The sequence below is a fragment of the Kribbella orskensis genome (assembly GCF_004342085.1).
Lineage (GTDB): Bacteria > Actinomycetota > Actinomycetes > Propionibacteriales > Kribbellaceae > Kribbella > Kribbella orskensis.
Window position 1 is genome coordinate 373,426 of sequence record NZ_SLWM01000002.1, and the last position, 19,725, is coordinate 393,150.

Below are 19,725 nucleotides of genomic sequence, written 5' to 3' on the forward strand. Positions count from 1 at the left end.
GTCCAGCAGGCAACTGGCTCGACGAAGGACGCAGGAAATGGCGGAGAACCCCAGCACCCCGTGGCGGCAGGTAGCGGCTCAGGTCGATCTGCCCGCGATCGAGCGGGAGGTGCTCGGCTACTGGGACGACAACGACACGTTCGCCAAGAGCCTCGAGCAGTCCGCCGGCGGCACCCCCTGGACCTTCTACGAGGGCCCGCCGACCGCGAACGGCCATCCCGGCACCCACCACATCGAGGCCCGGGTCTTCAAGGACGTGTTCCCGCGCTACCGGACCATGAAGGGGCACTGGGTCGAGCGCAAGGCCGGCTGGGACTGCCACGGGCTCCCGGTCGAGGTGGCGGTCGAGAAGGAGCTCGGCTTCAACGGCAAGAAGGACATCGAGGCGTACGGCATCGCGGAGTTCAACGCGAAGTGCCGTGAGTCGGTGCTCCGGCACGTCGACGAGTTCGCCGAGCTGACCACCCGGATGGGCTACTGGGTGGACCTGGAGAACCCCTACAAGACGATGGACCCGCAGTACGTCGAGTCCGTCTGGTGGTCGCTCAAGCAGATCCACGACAAGGGCCAGCTGGTCGAGGACTACCGGATCACGCCGTACTGCCCGCGCTGCGGCACCGGCCTGTCCGACCACGAGCTCGCCCAGGGGTACGAGACGGTCGTCGACCCGTCGGTCTACGTCCGCTTCCCGCTGACCTCGGGCCCGCTGGGAGGCAAGGCGTCCCTGCTGGTCTGGACCACCACGCCGTGGACCCTGGTCTCCAACACGGCCGTCGCCGTGCACCCGGACGTCACCTACGTGGTGGCGACCGACGGGAACGAGTCACTGGTCGTGGCGGAGCCGCTGCTCAGCGCGCTGGGTGAGGGCTGGGCCGTCACCGAGCGCTTCACCGGCCGGGAGATGGAGCACTGGACCTACCAGCGCCCGTTCGACCTGGTGGAGTTCCCCGAGCCGGCGCACTACGTCGTACTGGCCGAGTATGTGACCACCGAGGACGGCACTGGTCTGGTGCACCAGTCCCCCGCGTTCGGCGCCGACGACCTCCAGGTGGCCCGGGCCTACAACCTGCCGGTGGTGAACCCGGTGGAGTCGGACGGCCACTTCGCCGCCGACGTACCGCTGGTGGGCGGGCAGTTCTTCAAGAAGGCCGACGAGGACCTGGTGAAGGACCTGCAGGAGCGCGGCGTCCTCTTCAAGCACGTGCCCTACGAGCACCCGTACCCGCACTGCTGGCGGTGCCACACCCCGGTCATGTACTACGCGCTGCCGTCCTGGTACATCCGCACCACCCAGGTGAAGGACGCGCTGCTGCGGGAGAACGAGAAGACCAACTGGTTCCCCGAGTCGGTCAAGTGGGGCCGGTACGGCGACTGGCTGCGCAACAACATCGACTGGGCCGTCTCCCGCTCCAGGTACTGGGGTACTCCGCTGCCGATCTGGCGCTGCGCCGAGGACCACCAGGTCTGCGTCGGGTCGCTCGCCGAGCTGAGCGAGCTGGCCGGACGCGACGTCAGCTCGACCGATCCGCACCGGCCGTACGTCGACGACATCACCTTCGCCTGCCCGACCTGCGGCGAGGAGTCGCGCCGGGTCGCCGAGGTGATCGACGCCTGGTACGACTCGGGCTCGATGCCGTTCGCGCAGTGGGGCTATCCGTGGGTCGAGGGGTCGAAGGAGCGGTTCGACCAGGCCTACCCGGCGGACTTCATCTCCGAGGCGATCGACCAGACGCGCGGCTGGTTCTACACGCTGATGGCGATCGGCACGCTGGTGTTCGACGAGTCGCCGTACCGCAACGTCGTCTGCCTCGGGCACATCATGGCCGAGGACGGCCGGAAGATGTCCAAGCACCTGGGCAACATCCTCGAGCCGATCCCGCTGATGGACAACCACAGCGCGGACGCGGTGCGCTGGTTCATGGCCTGCTCCGGCTCGCCGTGGAAGGCGCGCGGCATCGGGCCGAACGTGCTCAACGAGATCGTCCGCAAGGTGCTGCTGACCTACTGGAACACGGTCGCCTTCCACGCGCTCTACGCCCGGCTCGCCGACTGGTCGCCGACGGACCCGTCGCTGATGGATGGGGCGCCGCCGGTCGCGGAGCGGTCCGTGCTCGACCGCTGGCTGGTCAGCGAGACGAACCGGCTGGTCCGCGACACCGACGAGGCCTACGCGTCCTTCGACACCCAGAAGCTCGGCGCCCTGATCGGCCAGTTCGTCGACGTGCTGTCCAACTGGTACGTCCGCCGGTCACGCCGCCGCTTCTGGGCGGGTGACGCCGGCGCGCTGGCGACGCTGCACGAGACGCTGGACGTGCTCACCCGGCTGATGTCGCCGCTCACACCGTTCGTCACCGAGCGGGTCTGGCAGGACGTCTTCCGCCCGGTCACCCCGGGTCTGCCCGAGTCGGTCCACCTGACCGCGTTCCCGACGTACGACGAGGGCCTGATCGACGACACCCTGGCGACGCACGTCTCGATGGCCCGGCGGGTCGTCGAGCTGGGCCGGTCGGCCCGGGCCGAGGCGAAGGTCCGCACCCGGCAGCCGCTCGGTCGCGCGCTGGTCGGGTCGGCCGCGATCGCGGATCTCGACGACGAACTGCTGAAGGAGATCGCGGAGGAGCTCAACGTCGGCTCGGTCGAACCGCTGTCCTCGGCCGGCGCCGACCTGGTCGAGTACTCCGCGAAGGGAAACTTCCGCGAGCTCGGCAAGCGGTTCGCCAAGCAGACGCCGGTGGTCGCGGCCGCGATCGCCGCCGCGGACGCAGCCGGGCTGGCCGCCTCACTCAAGGCCTCCGGTACTGCGACCGTGGTGGTCGACGGCGAGAACGTCGAGGTCGGCGCGGACGAGGTGCTGCTGTCGGAGCGCCCGCGTGAGGGCTGGTCCGTGGTCAACGAGCAGGGTGAGACGGTCGCGCTCGACCTGGAGGTGACGCCGGATCTCAGGCGGGCCGGTCTCGCCCGTGAGGTCGTCCGGACCCTGCAGGAGGCCCGCAAGAACGCCGGCCTGGAGGTCTCGGACCGGATCATCGTCTGGCTGTCCGCGTCCGGCGAACTGGCCGATGCCCTCGGCAAGCACGCCGACGAGATCGCCCGCGAGGTGCTGGCCACCGAACTGACCCAGTCGGCGCCCTCGGCAACGGACGAGCTCAGCACGGGCTCCGACGAGGAGCTCGGCCTCAGCTACTGGCTGACCAAGGCCTGAGCCAGAAGTTCCACAAGCTGGAGGCATTCAGCGCGGCGGGGAAACCCGCCGCGCTCGAAGGCTGTGAGTCGCGCCCAAGTGGTTGAGGGTGTCGAGCAACAAACCCTCGGCGGACGGAAAGCCCCGCTCACCTGGCCGTTGTATCCGGCGGCCGATGGGGACCCAACGTCACGAAGGGGCGACAGTCAGTCAGATTTGCCCAGACATGACGAAGAGGCGGTGCTGCCGGATTAGCACCGCCTCTGTCAGAGGCCAGACAAACTAGAGCGCAGGTGGTTCTTTAAACGCCGTGGCCGTGAGCCTGGGCGCGGGCCTCCGGGCGGAAGCCGTTGCGCGGGCTCAGCGTGTCATCGCCGTTGCCGAGTGCCTTCAGCTGCTCGGTGAAGTACGTCTTCAGCCGGCTGCGGTACTCGCGCTCGTAAGCGTGCAGGTCGTCGATGGTGCGCTCGAGCTGACCCTTCTGCTTCTCCAGCGTGCCCAGCATCTGCGCGCGACGCTCGGCGATCTCGCCGTCCAGCTTCTCGGCGCGGGCACGGGCCTCGCCGGTCATCCGGTCGGCCTTGCCACGAGCCTCGTTCTCCAGGCGCTCGGCCTTGGCGCGGGCCTCACCGATGATCTTGTCGGCGGTGTCCTTCGCCTCCTGGACCAGGTCGTCGGAGTGCTTCGTGGCCATCTCCAGCAGCCGCACAGCGGAGCTGGAGGCGTCGCCGACGGTTCCTGCTGCCCCAGCAGCACCCGCGGCCGCAACAGTGGGCGCGACGACTGGCGGTGGCTTCTCCTCCGGCTTCTCCATGACGACTGGGGCCGGCTTGGGCTGTTGCACGACGGGAGGCAGGGCGGCGGTCTGGTCGACCACCGGGCGGTCCTGCCCACCGCCGGCACGCTGAGCCGCCGCAAGCTTCGCGCGCAGCTCCTCGTTCTCGGCGAGAAGTCGCTCGAGCTCAGCTTCGACCTCGTCGAGGAAGGAGTCGACCTCAGTGACGTCGTAGCCCTCCCGCAATCGGACGGGCGTGAACTGCTTCGAGCGGACGTCATCCGGCGTCAGCGGCATCTTTCACCTCGTTTGTCTGTGTCTTGGCGGAGTCCCCGTGGCCTAGACCTCGGCGACTCAGTAGATCACGTTATCGCTTCGTTGTGTTCTGGCGGAATCCGGGCGGGCGATAACGGTCCCCGTGTCCCCGTTTCCCGGGTCTGCTCCTACCCAGCTGTGCGCGTCCTCACGCTTGTGATCACAGTGATCTGATCGCGGTCGAGTTGATCGACATCGCCAGCGAGACGAGCACGAACAGCATCAGCATCGACAGGTCGATCCGGATGCCACCCGCGCCGATCGGCGGCAGGATTCGCCGCAGCGGCCGCAGGAACGGGTCGGTGACCGAGTAGATCAGCTCGAACAGCAGCAGCATCGGCCCCTTCGGGTGCCACTGCGGCGCGAACATGACGATCAGGCTGAGCACGAACCTCGCCACCAGGATCAGGAAGAAGGCGAGCAGCACCCAAGCGACAACACTGAGGATTAGCAGGAGAGCAGTCATAGTCAGACAAGAGTGTAGAAGACCGGGGGTAACCGGGCGTCAGCTCTGGTTGTAGAACCCGTCCGCTGCGATCTTCTCCTTCTCCTCCGCGGCCAGTGTCACGTTCGGCGGGCAGACCAGGAACACCTTGGTGGTGATCCGCTCGATCGACCCACGGCAGCAGAAGATCAGGCCGGCCGCGAAGTCCACCAGGCGCTTGGCGTCCGCGTGGTCCATCTCGGTCAGGTTCATGATGACGGGCGTGCCGTCACGGAAGTGCTCACCGATCACGCGCGCCTCGTTGTAGCTGCGCGGGTGCACGGTGGTGATCCGGGCCAACTCGGTAACCTCCGGGGAAGCTGTGACGCCACGTCGATCTGGGAACTTGCTGACCGTGCCGACCTGCTCCTCGGAGCTGCTGCTCCGGGCGGGCACCGGCTCGGTCTCGTGGGACTCCCCGTCGACGGCTTCGTCCTCGTAGTCGTCGTAGCCGTCGTCGAGCTCGTCGTCGTAGCGCGCGTTGTAGCGCTCGCCGTCCTCGACCAAGCCGAGGTACACACCCATCTTGCGCAACGCGCCGCTCATGGCCCTCCAGCCCCTCGGTCCAGTCCTGTCCAACGACAACGCGAGCCGGTCGAAATCCTGCTCGATGTCGACACTAGCCCAGAGGAGGACGCGTACCGAGTAATGCGCGCCCGAGCCGAACGTGTGTCGCTCCGTGCCTGATCGCGGCTTCCAGATCGCCGCTCATGCCCGCCGAGATCCAGTCCGCGCCGGTGTGTTCGGAGCGTAGCCGCGACGCTACGGATTCCAGTCCGGCGAACGCCTCGTCCGGGTCCGACCCCAGCGGCGCCACCGCCATCACGCCACCCAGTTCCAGCCCGTCCGCCCCCGCGACCTCCGCCGCCAACGCCGGTACGTCGTCCGGCGCCACACCACCCCGGGTCATCCCGGTCGCAGCCTCCGCGGGCCCGTACGCCGCGAGGCTCACCTGCAGCAGGCACCGCAGCGTCTTCCCCTCCTCCACAGCCGCCCGGGACAACGCCTTCACCAGCGACGACCGGTCGACCGAGTGCACGACGGCCGCGCACCGGACCACCGAGCGGGCCTTGTTCGACTGCAACTGCCCGACGAAATGCCAGGTGACATCCTGGCAGTCCGGAGCCTTGACCTTCAGCTCCTGCTCGCGGTTCTCCCCCAGGTCGTGCACTCCCAGCGCCGCCAGAGCCCGTACGTCGCTGATCGGGAAGGTTTTGGTGATCGCGACCAGGGTCACCGCGTCCTCGGCCCTCCCAGCGGCCACACAGGCCGTCTGGAGCCGCTCCCGCACAGCCCGCAGGTTGTCCCGCAGCTGGTTCTCCCGGTCCACGGCGTCCTCGGGGGTCACGGCGTCGGTCACGGGGCCAGCCTGACGAGGCCGGCCATCCGGCCGCTGACGGGACCCTCGCGCCGGTAGGAGTACAGGTCCTCCGACTCGATGGTGCATTTCGTCGCGTCGATGACGGCACACCCCAGCTCGTTCAGCTGCGCCACAACCCCTGCGGCCACGTCGATGGACGGTGTCCCCCAGCTCGTCTCGGCGTACGACGCGGGCGCGCGCTCGGCGACCTCGGCGCGCATCTCCTCGGGAACCTCGTAACAGCGGCCGCAGGCGTACGGCCCGAGCACGGCGGTGACCTGCTCGGCGCCGAGTGCCCGCATCGCTTCGACCGTGGCCGGCACGACACCGAAGTACAGGCCGCGTCGGCCGGAGTGGGCGGCGCCGATGACTCCGTTGACGCGGTCCGCGAGCAGTACCGGCAGGCAGTCGGCCGCGCGCACGCAGAGAGCCACGTCGGTCCGGGTGGTCACCAGCGCGTCGGCGATCGGGTTCGGCCGGACCGGGAGCTCGTCGCCGGGCCGGACGACGCGGACGTCGCGTCCATGCACCTGACTGACCCGGATCACCGCCGTCGGGTCGACCTCGAAGGCGCCGGCCAGCCGGCGGAAGTTCTCCGCGATCGCGTCGGCCTCGTCCCCCGCGGCACTGCCCAGATTCAGCTCGCCGTACGGCGGTTTGCTGGCTCCCCCGTAGCGATCGGTGAAGGCGAAGCGGACACCATCGAGAACCTCGTCGTAGCCGAACACACCCGAAGGTTATCCAGCGACGGCAACCAGTCCGGCGGCCGCCCGCGCTTCGTCGGTGACCTCGCGGCGGCCGGGGGCTGCCGGTAGTGCGATCACGTGCTCGAGCGCCCGTCGATACGCCTCTGCGAAGGCGGACTCAGCGTCCACCTCGACCTCCGGAGAGATGCCGACTCCTTCCCAGTTCGTTCCGGAGATCGGATTGAGCGCGCGCTGGATCGGCACAGACGCCTCCAGGTGCGGGTGGACGGTGAAACCCTCGCGCGGGTGGGCGCCGCCCCGGGTGCGCTCGCCGACCACCACCGCACGGCCCAACTGCTGAAGGTTGTAGGTCAGCTCCTCCGCGCCGGAGAACGTGGTCGAGCTGGTCAGCACCCAGATCGGCTTGGTGCCGCCGAAGCGGGGCCCGCTCACCGGAACCGTCCAGTGCTGCCGGACCGCTCCGGTGGACGGCGTGACCAGGTCGTTCAAGTGCACCGGTTCGCCGTCCAGGAGATAGCTGCACACCAGCGCGACCATCTCCGGCGAGCCACCGCGGCATCCGCGCAGATCCAGCAGCAGCGCGTCGGTGCCCCACAGCAGCGTCATGGCTCCGGCCAGCGCGGCACCGGCGTACTTCGGGTCGTAGAGCGTCGGCTTGATCGCCAGCACGCCGACATTTCCGGCCAGACGTTCGGCCCGGGCCATCCCGGCGGCGGTCAACTCGACATGGCGTGCCCAGGCCGCCTCTTCCGCGACCGGGTCCTCGTCCTCTTCGAAGAGTTCGTCGATGTGGTGGATCAGGCGCAGATGCTTGTCCCCGTTACCCACCTGGAGATCGGCCGTCACCTGCTCGGCGAGCCGCGCCGGCTCGGTGACCTCGTCGTACCGGCCGGCCACCTGGTCGGCGATCAACCTGTCGGCCACCGCCTGGCCGACGTCGGGAAACACATAGTGCTCGCGGATCAAGGCCGCGACCTGATCGATGACTGCCTTGATCTCGTCTGTGCGCATGGCGGTCAGTGAAGCACCGCCAGGACCAGGCGTCTCCCGAATTACCTCCCGGTCACCCGGGAGGCCGGAACTACTTCAGGAAGTCGGGGATGTCCAGATCGTCCTCATCGTTGTCGGGCTTGCGCGGCTGACGCTGCGGGGCCGGCTGCGACGACGGCGAGTTCGACGGGCCCGTGGTCGGCCAGGTGTGCTGCGTCGGTGCCGACGGCGTCGGAGGATGCGGGACCGGCGGCTGGTTGGACTGCGGCTGCGCGGTCCGGACCGGCTCCCCCGCCTGCGGACGAGCCGAGTGGGTGGTCCCGCGGTTCTGGTCCGTGTTCGGCACCGGAACCGTGTCGTCCGTCCCCGGCGTACCGGCCGGCGGCTGGTGGGACTGCTGCGTGGCCGAGCCACCGGACTGACCGGTTGCACTCTGACCGGCCGATCCTGCGTCGGGCAGCCCACCCTGCGGCTGTGCGCTGGACTGGCTCGTAGCCGGCGGCGTGCCGTACGGCGGCTGCTGGCTGGGCGCCTGCTGCTGTGCAGGCGGCTGGGTGGCCGCCTGAGACTCGGCCGGGGTGGCGCGCGGCACACCCTGGGTGGCCACGTCACCGCCGGCGCTGGGCAGGCGATTCTGCGGACGGGCGCTGTTCATCGCCTGCTCGCGGCGCTTGGGCATCCCGCCGTCGAAGCCGGCCGCGATCACAGTGACCCGCACCTCGTCGCCGAGGGCGTCGTCGATGACCGCGCCGAAGATGATGTTCGCATCGGTGTGCGCGGACTCCGAGACGAGCTGGGCCGCCTCGTTGATCTCGAACAGGCCGAGGTCGGAGCCACCGGCGATCGACAGCAGCACCCCGTGCGCGCCCTCGATGCTTGCCTCGAGCAACGGTGAGGAGATGGCCGCCTCGGCGGCCGCGACCGCGCGGTCCTCGCCGCGGGACGAGCCGATGCCCATCAGCGCGGAACCGGCGTTCGACATCACCGCCTTCACGTCGGCGAAGTCCACGTTGATCAGGCCGGGGGTGGTGATCAGGTCGGTGATGCCGGAAACACCCTGCAGCAGCACCTGGTCGGCCTGCTTGAAGGCGTCCAGCACGGAGACGGCGCGGTCGGAGATCGTCAGCAGGCGGTCGTTCGGGATCACGATCAGGGTGTCGACTTCTTCACGGAGGGCGGCGATACCGTCCTCCGCCTGGGTCGCACGACGCTTGCCCTCGAACGAGAACGGCCGGGTCACCACACCGATCGTCAGCGCACCGAGCGAGCGCGCGATGCGGGACACCACCGGCGCGCCACCGGTGCCGGTGCCGCCGCCCTCACCCGCGGTGACGAAAACCATGTCGGCGCCCTTGAGCGCCTCCTCGATCTCCTCCGCGTGGTCCTCGGCGGCCTTCTGGCCGATGGCCGGGTTCGCGCCCGCGCCGAGTCCGCGGGTCTCCTCGCGGCCGATGTCGAGCTTGACGTCCGCGTCGCTCATCAGCAGCGCCTGGGCGTCGGTGTTGATGGCGATGAACTCAACGCCCTTCAGACCGTGCTCGATCATCCGGTTGACGGCGTTGACGCCGCCTCCGCCGATACCGACGACCTTGATGAGTGCCAAATAGTTCTGCGGTGCCGCCACGTCCGCGCCTCTCGCCTCGTTCTGTTCCCGTTATGGCCGGTTGGCCCATCCGAGCTGCGCCTGCCTCGGACCCCTCCGTGCACCGATCCCCGTTGTCCGGCACGGAAAAGCCTGAACCTCAAGTGGATGGTTAGAGTTATCTCAACTGTAGATTGATTCGAACGCTACGGGACCCGATCCGGCAATGTCCACGCGCCTCGCCGCCGGTCCCACGATGAGTGCGGTTGTGTCCGCAGTCACTTCTTTTCGCCTTTGGTGACAGGAAGATCGGGCGCCGACACGTCGTAGACCGTCGCCTCCCGGCGCATCAGCACGCTCAGTACCTCGGCCTTGCGCGCGCTGTCATCGGAGCTGCCCCAGACGACCTTCACCTTGGAGCCGAGGTTGAGGGTGATCGAGTCCGGCGAGGCGGCCGAGATCGACTCCACCTCCGACCGCAGCTTGACCGGCAGCGCGGCCGAGACCGTCACCACCGAACGGATCGTGACGTCGCGCCGGCTGCCGACCACCAGGGCCTCGGGCAGCCCCGGCCTGGCCGGCACGGTCTTGAACGCGACCCCGGCGGCGTCGACCAGCTCGAAGTTGCGGCCGTCCGTCACCACCACGACCGGCACCCGCTCGGTCACCACGATCTTCAGCTGGTTCGGCCAGGCCCGGGTCACCTGCGCGTCCGCCACCGCCTGGATGGTCCGCACCCGCTCGGCGATCGCGCCCAGGTCGACCTTCACCAGCGGCGTTCCGGTGGGCGCCTCGGCCACCTGGGTGATCGTTGCCACCGGCACCGTATCGGCGCCGGACACCTTCACCCCGGAGACGGCGAACACGGACGAGAAGTAGAACAACCAGACGGTGATCCCGCCGAGCACCACGAGCAGGCCGCCGACCGTCCAGGGCAGCCAGCCGCGCCATCGCACCAACCGCTGCCGGCGCGCGAACCGCTGCTGTGCCCGGGCCAGGTCAGTGCTCTGGCTCATCCCCCGCTCACCACCGGCTCACTCGGCGGCCGCCGCCTGGGCAGCCGCGCGCTCGGCCAGCAGGCCGACCACCTCGGGCCCGATCAGCGTCACGTCGCCCGCACCGAGGGTGACCACCAGGTCGCCCGGCTCGGCGATGTCCGCGACCAGCCGCGGTACCGCGGACCAGGACGGCTCGAACCGGACCTGGTCGGGCTTGAGCGGCACGTGGTTCGCGATCAGCGCGCCGGTGACGCCCGGCTCGGGGTCCTCCCGGGCCGCGAACACGTCCATCACCACGACCTCGTCGGCGAGCGCGAGCGCCTCGGAGAACTGGGTCGCGAAGATCCTGGTCCGGCTGAACAGGTGCGGCTGGAAGCACGCGATCACGCGCCCCTCGCCCGCCACCGTGCGGGCCGCCGTCAGGTCGACGGCAAGCTCGGTCGGGTGGTGCGCGTAGGAGTCGAAGACCCGGACACCGTCCTCCAGACCCTTGAACTCGAACCGCCGGCCGGTCCCGGTGAAGGACGCGAGGCCCTCGGCCAGGTCGGCCGCGGAGAAGCCCAGGCCGAGTCCGACGGTGAGGGCGGCCGCCGCGTTCAACGCGTTGTGCTTGCCGGCCTGCTGCAGGTTGACCACCGGGAGCTTGCGGCCGTGGAACACCGGCACGAACGACTGGGTCGCCCCGGTCGCGGTGATCTCGGTGACCCGGGTGTCCGCGTCCTCGGACTCGCCGTACGTGCGGACGTCGATGCCGCGGGCGCGGGCGAACTCGGCGAGCCGGCGCGCGCCCGGGTCGTCGAAGCAGATCACCATGAAGCCGCCGGGGATGACCCGGTCGCAGAACTCCTCGAAGGCGAGCCGGTAGCTGGCCTCGTCGCCGTAGTTGTCCAGGTGGTCCGGCTCCACCGAGGTGACGATCGACACCTCGGGGCTGTAGGTCAGGAAGGACCGGTCGGACTCGTCGGCCTCGGCCACGAACAGGTCGCCGCTGCCGTCGTGCGCGTTCGAGCCGGACTCGTTCAGGTTGCCACCGATCGCGTACGACGGGTCGGCGGCGCAGTGCTGCAGCGCGACGGTCAGCATCGAGGTGGTGGTGGTCTTGCCGTGCGTGCCGGCCACGGCGATCGTCCGCCGGCCGACCATCACCGAGGCGAGCGCGGCGGCCCGGGGCAGGATCGGGACCCCGGCCTCGCGGGCGGCGACCACCTCGGGGTTGGTCTCCCGGATCGCGGTCGAGACGACGACGGTGTCCGCCTCGGCGACGTGCTCGGCGGCATGGCCGACCCAGCAGGTCGCGCCGAGGGCGCGGAGCGCGGCGAGCACCCTGCCGTCCTTGGCGTCCGAGCCGGAGACCTCGATCCCGCGGGCGGCCATGATCCGGGCGATGCCCGACATCCCGGCGCCGCCGATACCGATGAAGTGGACCTTGCCCAGCTTCTCCGCGGGCAGATTCGTGTCAGGAGCGGTGACGATCACGAAGCAGACCTCACCACATCGAGGATGATGCGCGCCAACCGGTCGTCGGCGTCGGTGCGGATCACGCCCTGGGCTGCGGTGGACATGGCTGTCAGACGCCCGCGGTCGTGCAGAAGTTGCGGAACCGTCGCGCGAACCCAGTCCGGCGTCACGGCGGCGTTGTCGACGACCAGCCCGCCGCCCGCATCGACCACGGGCTTGGCGTTCAGCACCTGCTCACCGTTACCGTGCGGCAACGGAACGTAGATGGCCGGCAGTCCGACGCCGGACACCTCGGTGACCGTGTTCGACCCCGCCCGGCAGACCACCAGGTCGGCGGCGGCGTAGGCGTAGTCCATCCGGTCGACGTACGAAAGCACCCTGTACGGGTACGGGCCGCCCTGCGCGACCTCGAGCGAGTTCTTCGGCCCGATCGCGTGCAGCACCTGGATCCCGGCGGCCTGCAGATCGGCGGCCGCGCCGGCGAACGCCTCGTTCAGCCGCTGCGCGCCCTGCGAACCACCCGTGATGAACAGGGTCGGCGCGTCCGGGTCCAGCCCGAAGAACTGCCTGGCCTCGGCCCGCAGAGCCGCCCGGTCCAGCGTGGAGATGGCCCGGCGGATCGGCAGCCCGACGTACTGGGCGTGCGGCAGGTCCGTGCCGGGGAAGGAGGTGATGACGTTCTGGGTGCAGTAGCGGGCGGCGAACTTGTTCGCGATACCCGGTACGGCGTTGCCCTCGTGCACGACGATCGGCGTCTTGCGGCGCCACGCGGCGACGTACGCCGGGGTCGAGACGTAGCCGCCGAAGCCGACCAGGACGTCGGCCTTGGCCTCGTCCAGCACCTTGCGGGCGGCGTTCACCGAGCCGAGCATCCTGCCCGGTACCGCGAACAGCGCGGGCGTCGGCTTGCGCGGCAACGGGACGGGCGGGATCAGCTCCAGTCGGTACCCGGCCTCGGGGACCACCCGGGTCTCGAGACCACGCTCGGTACCGAGAGCGAGAATCTCGACCGTCGGGTCGATCCGGCGCAGGGCGTCGGCGGTGGCGATCAGGGGGGAAGTATGGCCGGCGCTACCGCCGCCGGCCAGGACGATGCTGGGCACAGCTTTCAACGCTCCCGCGTGTTCTCACGGCCGGTTCGGCCAGGTGTGCGCCACGAAGACATCCACCCGAACCGAGGCCGCCTGGTCTCCTTCAGGGCGGCCTGCGCGCCGGGCTCCGCCTTCGCGAAGGACAGCAGCATGCCGATCGCGATCAGCGTCGGCAGCAGTGCGGACCCACCGTACGACAAAAGCGGGAGCGGGATACCCACGATGGGTAGCAGTCCGATGACGGCGCCGAGGTTGACCAGCGTCTGGGCCATCAGCCAGACGGTGATCCCGGCACTCGCGTAGCGGACGAACGGGTCCGTGTTCCGAGTCGCGATCCGGACCCCGACGTAGGCCAGGGTGAGGAACAGCGCGAGCACGGTGAGCGAGCCGATCAGGCCGAGCTCCTCGCCGATCACCGAGAAGATGAAGTCGGTGTGCGCCTCGGGCAGGTTGCCCCACTTCTGCCGGCTGTTGCCGATCCCGACGCCCCACCAGCCACCGGTGGACAGGGCGTAGAACGAGTGGTAGGCCTGCCAGCCCACACCGCCTGGGTCGGACAGCGGGTTGGTGAAGTTCATCAGCCGGTCCATCCGGTGCTGCGCCGTGGTGACGAAGTACATGGCGATAGTGCCGACCACCACGATGGTGGCGACGAACAGCCGGGTCGGCGCGCCGACCACCCAGATCATCCCGAGCATCACGGCCATCAGCACCAGCGCGGTGCCGAGGTCGTGCTGGCCGACGATCAGCGCGATCACCAGGCCGCAGACCGGCACCATCGGCACCAGCAGGTGCTTCCACTGGGTCAGCAGCTTCTGCTTGCGGGCGTAGAGGTCCGCGCACCACATCACCAGCGCCAGCTTGGCGAACTCGCTCGGCTGGATCTGCAGCGGACCACCGAGGTTCAGCCAGTTCGTGTTGCCCTTCACGCCGACGCCGAGTCCCGGCACGTAGGTGAGGACGAGCAGGAACACCGACCCCAGCAGCGCGACGTACGACAGCATCCGGAAGTGCCGCGGCGTCATCCGGGAGGCGACGTACGCCATCGGCAGGCCGACGCCGACCCAGATCAGCTGGCGGTAGAAGATCGTGTAGCTGTTCCCGTTGGCGCGCAGCGACAGCACGCTCGACGCGGACAGCACCATCAGCAGCCCGAGCACCAGCAGCAGCACGGTCGCGCCGAGCAGGATGTGGTACGACGTCAGCGGGCGGTCCAGCACCTCCCGGATCGCTGCCGGCCAGGGGCGCTCGGTGCTCGAGCCCGGCCCGTCCTTCGACTGACCGGTGTTCGGCTGATCCGTGATCGTCGTCATGCGATCACCTCCGGATCAGTGGTCGCCCAGCCGGTGTACGGCTTGCGCGAAGGCGTCTCCGCGGGCTCCATAGTTGGCGAACATGTCCCAGGATGCGCAGCCGGGCGCGAGCAGCACGGTGTCACCCACCCGAGCCAGCTTCGTCGCCTCCCCCACTACGATCTCCATTGCTCCAGTGTCGGTTGCGTCCACGGTGATCACCGGGACATCCGGCGCGTGTCGGGCAAGTGCTTCGGCGATCACCTGCTTGTCCTGGCCGAGCAGCACGACACCCCGCAACCGGTCCTTCGCCGCGGTCACCAGCTCGTCGAAGGTGGCACCCTTCGCCTGCCCGCCGGCGATCCAGACGACGTGCTCGTAGGCGAGCAGCGAAGCCTGCGCCGCGTGCGGATTGGTCGCCTTCGAGTCGTCGACATAGTTGACCCCGGCAACTTCGGCTACCTGCGCGATCCGGTGCGCGTCCAGCCGGAACGCCCGCAGCCCTTCCCGCACCGCCGACGCCGGTACGCCGTACGCCCGGGCCAGGGCGGCCGCCGCGAGCGCGTTCGCCACGTTGTGCGGGGCAGGCGGGGTGATGTCCTCGATGGTGGCCAGCTCGAGGGCGGAGGAGGCCCGCTGCTCGACGAACGCGCGGTCGACCAGGAGTTCGTCCACCAGGCCGACCATCGAGATGGCGGGGGTGCCGAGGGTGAAGCCGATCGCCCGGCAGCCCTCTATCACGTCGGCGTCCATCACCAGTTGCTCGGTCGCCGGGTCGGCCACGTTGTAGACGCAGGCCACCTGGCAGTTCTGGTAGATCCGGCCCTTGTCCTTGGCGTAGGCATCCATCGAACCGTGCCAGTCGACGTGGTCCGGGGCGAGGTTCAGCACGGCCGCGGAGTGCGCGGACATCGAGTGGGTGAAGTGCAGCTGGTAGCTGGACAGCTCGACCGCGATCACGTCGTACGGTTCGGGGTCCATCACCACCTCGAGCAGCGGCAGCCCGACGTTGCCGGCGGCAACCGCCCGCTTCCCGGCCGCGGTCAGGATCGACGTCAGCATCTGGACCGTGGTGGTCTTGCCGTTGGTCCCGGTGACGCACAGCCAGGGTGCGGCGTTGGCGGGGTCGCGGAGCCGCCAGGCCAGCTCGATCTCGCCCCAGATCGGGAGGTCGCGCTCGGCAGCGGCGGCCAGCAGCGGGGCGTGCGGCGGGATCCCCGGTGAGGTGACCACCACGTCCACCTCGGCCGGCAGCTCGGCGGTGCTGCCCGGGCCCAGCCTGATGGTGGCGCCGAGGGTCTCGAGGATCTGCGCCTTCTCGCGCAGCGCCTCGTTGTCCCGGTCGTCGAGGACCGTGACGTACTCCGCGCCCACCTGCAGCAGCGAGTCCGCGCACGCGTAGCCCGCCGTACCGAAGCCGAGCACGACGAACCGGGTGGTCGCCCAGCCCTTGTCGTTCCGGTCCTGCAGGTCTGTCATCCGGCCACCCATTCCGCGTAGAACAAGCCGAGCCCGGTGGCGACGCACAGGCCGGAGATGATCCAGAACCGGATCACCACGTTGACCTGTTCCCAGCCGAGCATCTCGAAGTGGTGCTGCAGCGGCGCCATCCGGAACAGCCGTTTGCCCACGCCGGAGGTGTGCTTGGTGATCTTGAACCACCCGACCTGCAGGATCACCGAGGCGGTGATGATGACGAACAGGCCGCCGAGCAGCAGGACCAGCAGCTCGGTCCGGGTCATCACGCCGAAGCCGGCCACCGCGCCGCCGAGCGACAGCGAACCCGTGTCGCCCATGAAGATCTTGGCCGGCGACGCGTTCCACCACAGGAAGCCGAACAACGCGCCGGTCAGCGCGGCCGCGACGACGGCAAGGTCGTGCGGATCCCGTACTTCGTAACACTTGGAGCCCGGCGCGGTCGCGCAGCTCTGGTTGAACTGCCAGATGCAGATCAGCGTGTAGGCGCCGAACACCATCATCGAGGCACCCGTGGCCAGGCCGTCCAGCCCGTCGGCCAGGTTGACGCCGTTCGACATACCGGCGATCAGCAGCAGGATCCAGATCACCACGAGCACCGGCGCCAGGTGCAGCCACGGGATGTCGCGGATGAACGAGATGAACGGCGAGGCCGGGCTCTGACCGCGGTCGTCGGGGAACTGCAGCGCCAGTACGGCGAACGCGACCGCGACCACCGTCTGGCCGGCCAGCTTCGCCTTGCTGCGCAGGCCGAGGCTGCGCTGCCGGACGATCTTGATGAAGTCGTCCAGGAAGCCGACCGCGCCCATCCCCGCGAACAGGAACAGCACCAGCAGCGCCGAGGCGCTCGGCGGGGTCATCGTGAACAGCTTCGCCGCGAAGTACCCGACGATGGCCGCGATGATGAACACCGCGCCGCCCATCGTGGGCGTGCCGCGCTTGGTGTGGTGCGAGGTCGGGCCGTCGTCGCGGATCAGCTGGCCGTAGCCGCGCCCGGCCAGCAGATTGATCGCCAAGCGCGTGCCGAGCAGCGTGAGCGCCATCGACACAGCGCCCGCGAGCAGGATGGAGATCACTGCGAAGCCTCCTCGAGCAGGGCGTCGGCCAGCCGTCTCAGGCCGGCCGCCTTCGACGACTTCACCAGGACCAGGTCTCCGGGCCGCAATTCCGCCCGGAGCAGCTGCAGCGCGTCGTCGATCGTCTCCACGAAGGCCGACTCGTTGCCCCAGGATCCTTCCAGCGACGCGCCCAGGTGGATCGGCCGGGCTCCCTCGCCGACCGCGACCAGGCGGTTCACATCCAGCCGGACAGCCAGTCGGCCCACCGCGTCGTGCTCCTCCCTGCTGGTGTCGCCGAGCTCGAGCATCTCGCCGAGCACCGCCCAGGTCCGGGCGCCCCGGCTCCGGCCGATGGCGACCAGCGACTTGAGCGCGGCCCGGACCGAGTCCGGATTCGCGTTGTAGGCGTCGTTGATCACAGTCACGTCGTCCGACCGTCGGGTGACCTCCATCCGCGCGCTGGACACCAGGGTGGCGGCGTTGAGGCCGTCGGCGATCTGCTGCGGGGTGAGGCCCAGCGCCCGCGCCACCGTCGCGGCGGCGAGCGCGTTCGCCACGTGGTGCTCGCCGACCAGCTGCAGCTGAACGAGGTGCTGCTCCCCGTCGAGCTGCAGCGTGAAGGCCGCCCGCCCGTCGCCGTCCAGCTTCGGCTCACCGGCTCGTACGTCGGCCGCTGGTGCCTCGCCGAAGGTCATCACCGGCTGGTCGGTCCGGCTCGCCATCGCGGCGACGCGGGGGTCGTCGGCGTTCAGTACCGCGGTCCCGCCCGGCACGACCGCCTCGATCAGCTCGCCCTTGGCAACGGCGATCGCGTCCTGGCTGCCGAACTCGCCGATGTGCGAGTGGCCGACATTCAGCACCAGGCCGACCTTCGGCGGGGTGATCCGGCACAGGTAGGTGATGTCGCCGACGTGCCGGGCGCCCATCTCCGCGACCAGGTACCGGGTGTTCTCGTCCGCCTGGAGCGCCGTCAGCGGGTGGCCGAGCTCGTTGTTGAACGAGCCGACCGGCGCGACCGTCGGGCCGTACGGCTGGAGCAGCTGGGCGATCAGGTCCTTGGTGCTGGTCTTGCCCTGCGATCCGGTCAGCCCGATCACGGTCAGGTCCGGCAGCCGGCCGATCACGTACTTGGCCAGGTCGCCGAGCGAGGTCTGCACGTCGCCCACCACGATGCACGGGCTGCCGTCGATCGGCCGCGCGGTGATCGAGGCGGTCGCGCCGGCCTCGGCCACGGCGGCGACGTAGTCGTGCCCGTCGACGTGCTCGCCCGGCAACGCGACGAACAGGCCGCCCGGCTCGATCTTGCGGGAGTCGATCACCACCGCGGCGTCGACGACCGCCGCCGGATCGACGCCGGCGAGCTCACCGCCCACCTCTTCGGCGATCTGGCCGCAACTGAGTGGGATCACAGTGCTGTCTCCTGGGTCGCCGCCATCAACTGGCGCACGGTCTCACGGTCGTCGAACGGGTGGATCACGCCGCCGACGTCCTGTCCTGTCTCGTGGCCCTTGCCGAGCACCACCACGGTGTCCCCCGGGCCGGCCAGCTCGATCGCGGTGGCGATCGCCTGCCGGCGGTCGCCCACTTCGCGCAGATCCACGTCCGGCACCGCCGCCCGCGCGCCTTCGATCGCCGCGGCGCGGATCGCCGCCGGGTCCTCGCTGCGCGGGTTGTCGTCGGTGACGATCACCACGTCCGCCGCACGGGCTGCCGCAGCACCCATCGCGGGCCGCTTGCCCGGGTCGCGGTCTCCCCCGCAGCCCACCACCGCGAACAACCTGCCCTTGGTGGCCGTCCGTGCGGCGACGAGCGCCAGCTCGACGGCGTCTGGCGTGTGGGCGTAGTCGACGATCACGGACAGACCGTCTGCGCGGGAGAAGGTCTCCATCCGCCCCGGCACCGCCGCGTGCAGCAGCCCCGCGGCGATCGCCTCGGCCGGTACGTCGAGCTGCCGCAGCATCGCCACCGCCAGCAGCGCGTTCGCCACGTTGAAGTCGCCGGGCAGCCCGATCTCGACGGTCAGTGACTCCGGCGGCCCCTGGATGTCGAGGACGGTGGTGCCGTGCTCCGACTGGCGCGTCCCGCTGACGGTCCAGTCGGCGTCACCGGTGGTCGACACCGTGACGAGCGGAACCACCGTCTGGGTGGCGAGGCGGCGGCCGTACTCGTCGTCGATGTTCACGACGGCCAGGTCGCACCGCTCCGGCGTGAACAGCGACGCCTTGGCGGCGAAGTACTCCTCGAAGGTCTTGTGGAAGTCCAGGTGGTCCTGAGTCAGGTTGGTGAACCCGGCCACCGCGAAGCGCGCGCCGTCCACCCGGCCCATCGCCAGCGCGTGGCTGGACACCTCCATCGCACAGGAGGCCACGGCCTTCTCTCGCATCACCGCGAACAGCGCCTGCAGATCGGTGGCTTCCGGCGTGGTCCGGACGCTCTTCACCACCTCGTCGCCGATCCGCGTCTCGATCGTGCCGATCAGCGCGGTCCAGCCGACGTTCCGCAGTACCGAGTCGAGCAGGTAGCTGGTGGTGGTCTTGCCGTTGGTCCCGGTGACGCCCAGCAGGCGCAGTTCCTTCGTCGGCTCGCCGTAGATCTTCGAGGCGACCGCGCCGAGTACCTCGCGCGGCTTGGCCACGACCAGCACGGGCAGGCCGGTGGCTCGTGCCCGTTCCTCGCCGCTCGGGTCGGTGAGGATGGCGACCGCTCCCGCGGCGTGCGCGTTGGCGGAGAAGCCCGCTCCGTGCGTGATCGCGCCCGGCAGCGCCGCGTACAGGTCTCCCGGCAGGATCGAGCGGGAGTCGAGCGACACGCCGGTCACTGAGACGTCAGAGATGCCCGTCGGGGCGTGCGCTCCGGCGGTTCGGGCTAGCTCGGCAAGGCCGACAGGTACGGTCCGCCGAGGCCTGATCGCCGCGACGGCTCCGCCTGCGGCGGTTGGGGTGGACACGGGCCCAGAGG

At 69.8% G+C, this 19,725-nt stretch carries 15 protein-coding genes and 1 pseudogene; 1 reads left to right on the plus strand and 15 read right to left on the minus strand.

Annotated features, from left to right (window positions below; all coding sequences use genetic code 11):
* Positions 1–37: 37 nt before the first annotated feature.
* Positions 38–3,202, plus strand: a complete 3,165-nt coding sequence (ileS, locus tag EV644_RS06830) for an isoleucine--tRNA ligase (RefSeq protein ID WP_132188021.1) — start codon at positions 38–40, stop codon at positions 3,200–3,202.
* Between the two features lie 280 nt (positions 3,203–3,482).
* On the opposite strand, the gene EV644_RS06835 is transcribed toward ileS, so the two are convergent.
* From EV644_RS06835 to EV644_RS06905, 15 genes and pseudogenes are all read right to left on the minus strand, one after another.
* Positions 3,483–4,253: a DivIVA domain-containing protein gene (locus tag EV644_RS06835; protein ID WP_132188020.1), complete on the minus strand. Its 771-nt coding sequence runs from the start codon at positions 4,251–4,253 to the stop codon at positions 3,483–3,485.
* Positions 4,254–4,431: 178 nt separating this feature from the next.
* Entirely contained in the window at positions 4,432–4,737 is a 306-nt protein-coding gene (locus EV644_RS06840; protein WP_132188019.1) for a YggT family protein, read from the minus strand.
* A 39-nt stretch (positions 4,738–4,776) separates the two neighbouring features.
* Positions 4,777–5,301 (minus strand): cell division protein SepF, encoded by a 525-nt coding sequence (locus tag EV644_RS06845; protein ID WP_132188018.1) that lies wholly within the window; start codon positions 5,299–5,301, stop codon positions 4,777–4,779.
* Positions 5,302–5,374: 73 nt separating this feature from the next.
* Complete coding sequence (locus tag EV644_RS06850; RefSeq protein WP_241998002.1) at positions 5,375–6,115, minus strand: YggS family pyridoxal phosphate-dependent enzyme; 741 nt, start codon at positions 6,113–6,115, stop codon at positions 5,375–5,377.
* Entirely contained in the window at positions 6,112–6,843 is a 732-nt protein-coding gene (gene pgeF, locus EV644_RS06855; RefSeq protein WP_132188016.1) for a peptidoglycan editing factor PgeF, read from the minus strand. Before pgeF ends, EV644_RS06850 begins: the two co-directional genes overlap by 4 nt.
* A gap of 9 nt (positions 6,844–6,852) precedes the next feature.
* A complete protein-coding gene (locus EV644_RS06860; RefSeq protein ID WP_132188015.1) occupies positions 6,853–7,833 on the minus strand; it encodes a S41 family peptidase in 981 nt (326 codons plus the stop codon).
* A 607-nt stretch (positions 7,834–8,440) separates the two neighbouring features.
* A pseudogene (gene ftsZ / locus EV644_RS46090) lies at positions 8,441–9,436 on the minus strand (cell division protein FtsZ); the annotation flags it as partial.
* Positions 9,437–9,672: 236 nt separating this feature from the next.
* On the minus strand, positions 9,673–10,410 hold the full coding sequence (locus EV644_RS06870; protein WP_132188013.1) for a cell division protein FtsQ/DivIB: 738 nt from the start codon (positions 10,408–10,410) through the stop codon (positions 9,673–9,675).
* 18 nt (positions 10,411–10,428) lie between these two features.
* Positions 10,429–11,868 (minus strand): UDP-N-acetylmuramate--L-alanine ligase, encoded by a 1,440-nt coding sequence (gene murC, locus EV644_RS06875; RefSeq protein ID WP_132188012.1) that lies wholly within the window; start codon positions 11,866–11,868, stop codon positions 10,429–10,431.
* Positions 11,865–12,953: an undecaprenyldiphospho-muramoylpentapeptide beta-N-acetylglucosaminyltransferase gene (murG, locus tag EV644_RS06880; RefSeq protein WP_132188011.1), complete on the minus strand. Its 1,089-nt coding sequence runs from the start codon at positions 12,951–12,953 to the stop codon at positions 11,865–11,867. Before murG ends, murC begins: the two co-directional genes overlap by 4 nt.
* Before the next feature lie 5 nt (positions 12,954–12,958).
* Positions 12,959–14,254, minus strand: a complete 1,296-nt coding sequence (gene ftsW / locus EV644_RS06885) for a putative lipid II flippase FtsW (RefSeq protein ID WP_132188010.1) — start codon at positions 14,252–14,254, stop codon at positions 12,959–12,961.
* 15 nt (positions 14,255–14,269) lie between these two features.
* A complete protein-coding gene (gene murD / locus EV644_RS06890; protein WP_199239675.1) occupies positions 14,270–15,712 on the minus strand; it encodes a UDP-N-acetylmuramoyl-L-alanine--D-glutamate ligase in 1,443 nt (480 codons plus the stop codon).
* The gene (gene mraY, locus EV644_RS06895; protein ID WP_132188008.1) at positions 15,709–16,785 is read right to left on the minus strand and encodes a phospho-N-acetylmuramoyl-pentapeptide-transferase; all 1,077 of its coding nucleotides are present in this window, start codon (positions 16,783–16,785) and stop codon (positions 15,709–15,711) included. The genes murD and mraY overlap by 4 nt, the downstream gene beginning before the upstream one ends.
* Positions 16,782–18,176: a UDP-N-acetylmuramoyl-tripeptide--D-alanyl-D-alanine ligase gene (locus tag EV644_RS06900; RefSeq protein WP_132188007.1), complete on the minus strand. Its 1,395-nt coding sequence runs from the start codon at positions 18,174–18,176 to the stop codon at positions 16,782–16,784. The genes mraY and EV644_RS06900 overlap by 4 nt, the downstream gene beginning before the upstream one ends.
* Entirely contained in the window at positions 18,173–19,714 is a 1,542-nt protein-coding gene (locus EV644_RS06905; RefSeq protein WP_241998000.1) for a UDP-N-acetylmuramoyl-L-alanyl-D-glutamate--2,6-diaminopimelate ligase, read from the minus strand. The genes EV644_RS06900 and EV644_RS06905 overlap by 4 nt, the downstream gene beginning before the upstream one ends.
* Between the last annotated feature and the right edge of the window lie 11 nt (positions 19,715–19,725).

Excerpts from the sequence above, each read along its gene's own strand:
- EV644_RS06840 (WP_132188019.1), bottom strand. The coding sequence starts at position 4,737 with ATGACTGCTCTCCTGCTAATCCTCAGTGTTGTCGCTTGGGTGCTGCTC.
- EV644_RS06835 (WP_132188020.1), bottom strand. The coding sequence starts at position 4,253 with ATGCCGCTGACGCCGGATGACGTCCGCTCGAAGCAGTTCACGCCCGTC.
- EV644_RS06845 (WP_132188018.1), bottom strand. The coding sequence starts at position 5,301 with ATGAGCGGCGCGTTGCGCAAGATGGGTGTGTACCTCGGCTTGGTCGAG.
- murD (WP_199239675.1), bottom strand. The coding sequence starts at position 15,712 with ATGACAGACCTGCAGGACCGGAACGACAAGGGCTGGGCGACCACCCGG.
- EV644_RS06870 (WP_132188013.1), bottom strand. The coding sequence starts at position 10,410 with ATGAGCCAGAGCACTGACCTGGCCCGGGCACAGCAGCGGTTCGCGCGC.
- EV644_RS06860 (WP_132188015.1), bottom strand. The coding sequence starts at position 7,833 with ATGCGCACAGACGAGATCAAGGCAGTCATCGATCAGGTCGCGGCCTTG.
- ileS (WP_132188021.1), top strand. The coding sequence starts at position 38 with ATGGCGGAGAACCCCAGCACCCCGTGGCGGCAGGTAGCGGCTCAGGTC.
- ftsW (WP_132188010.1), bottom strand. The coding sequence starts at position 14,254 with ATGACGACGATCACGGATCAGCCGAACACCGGTCAGTCGAAGGACGGG.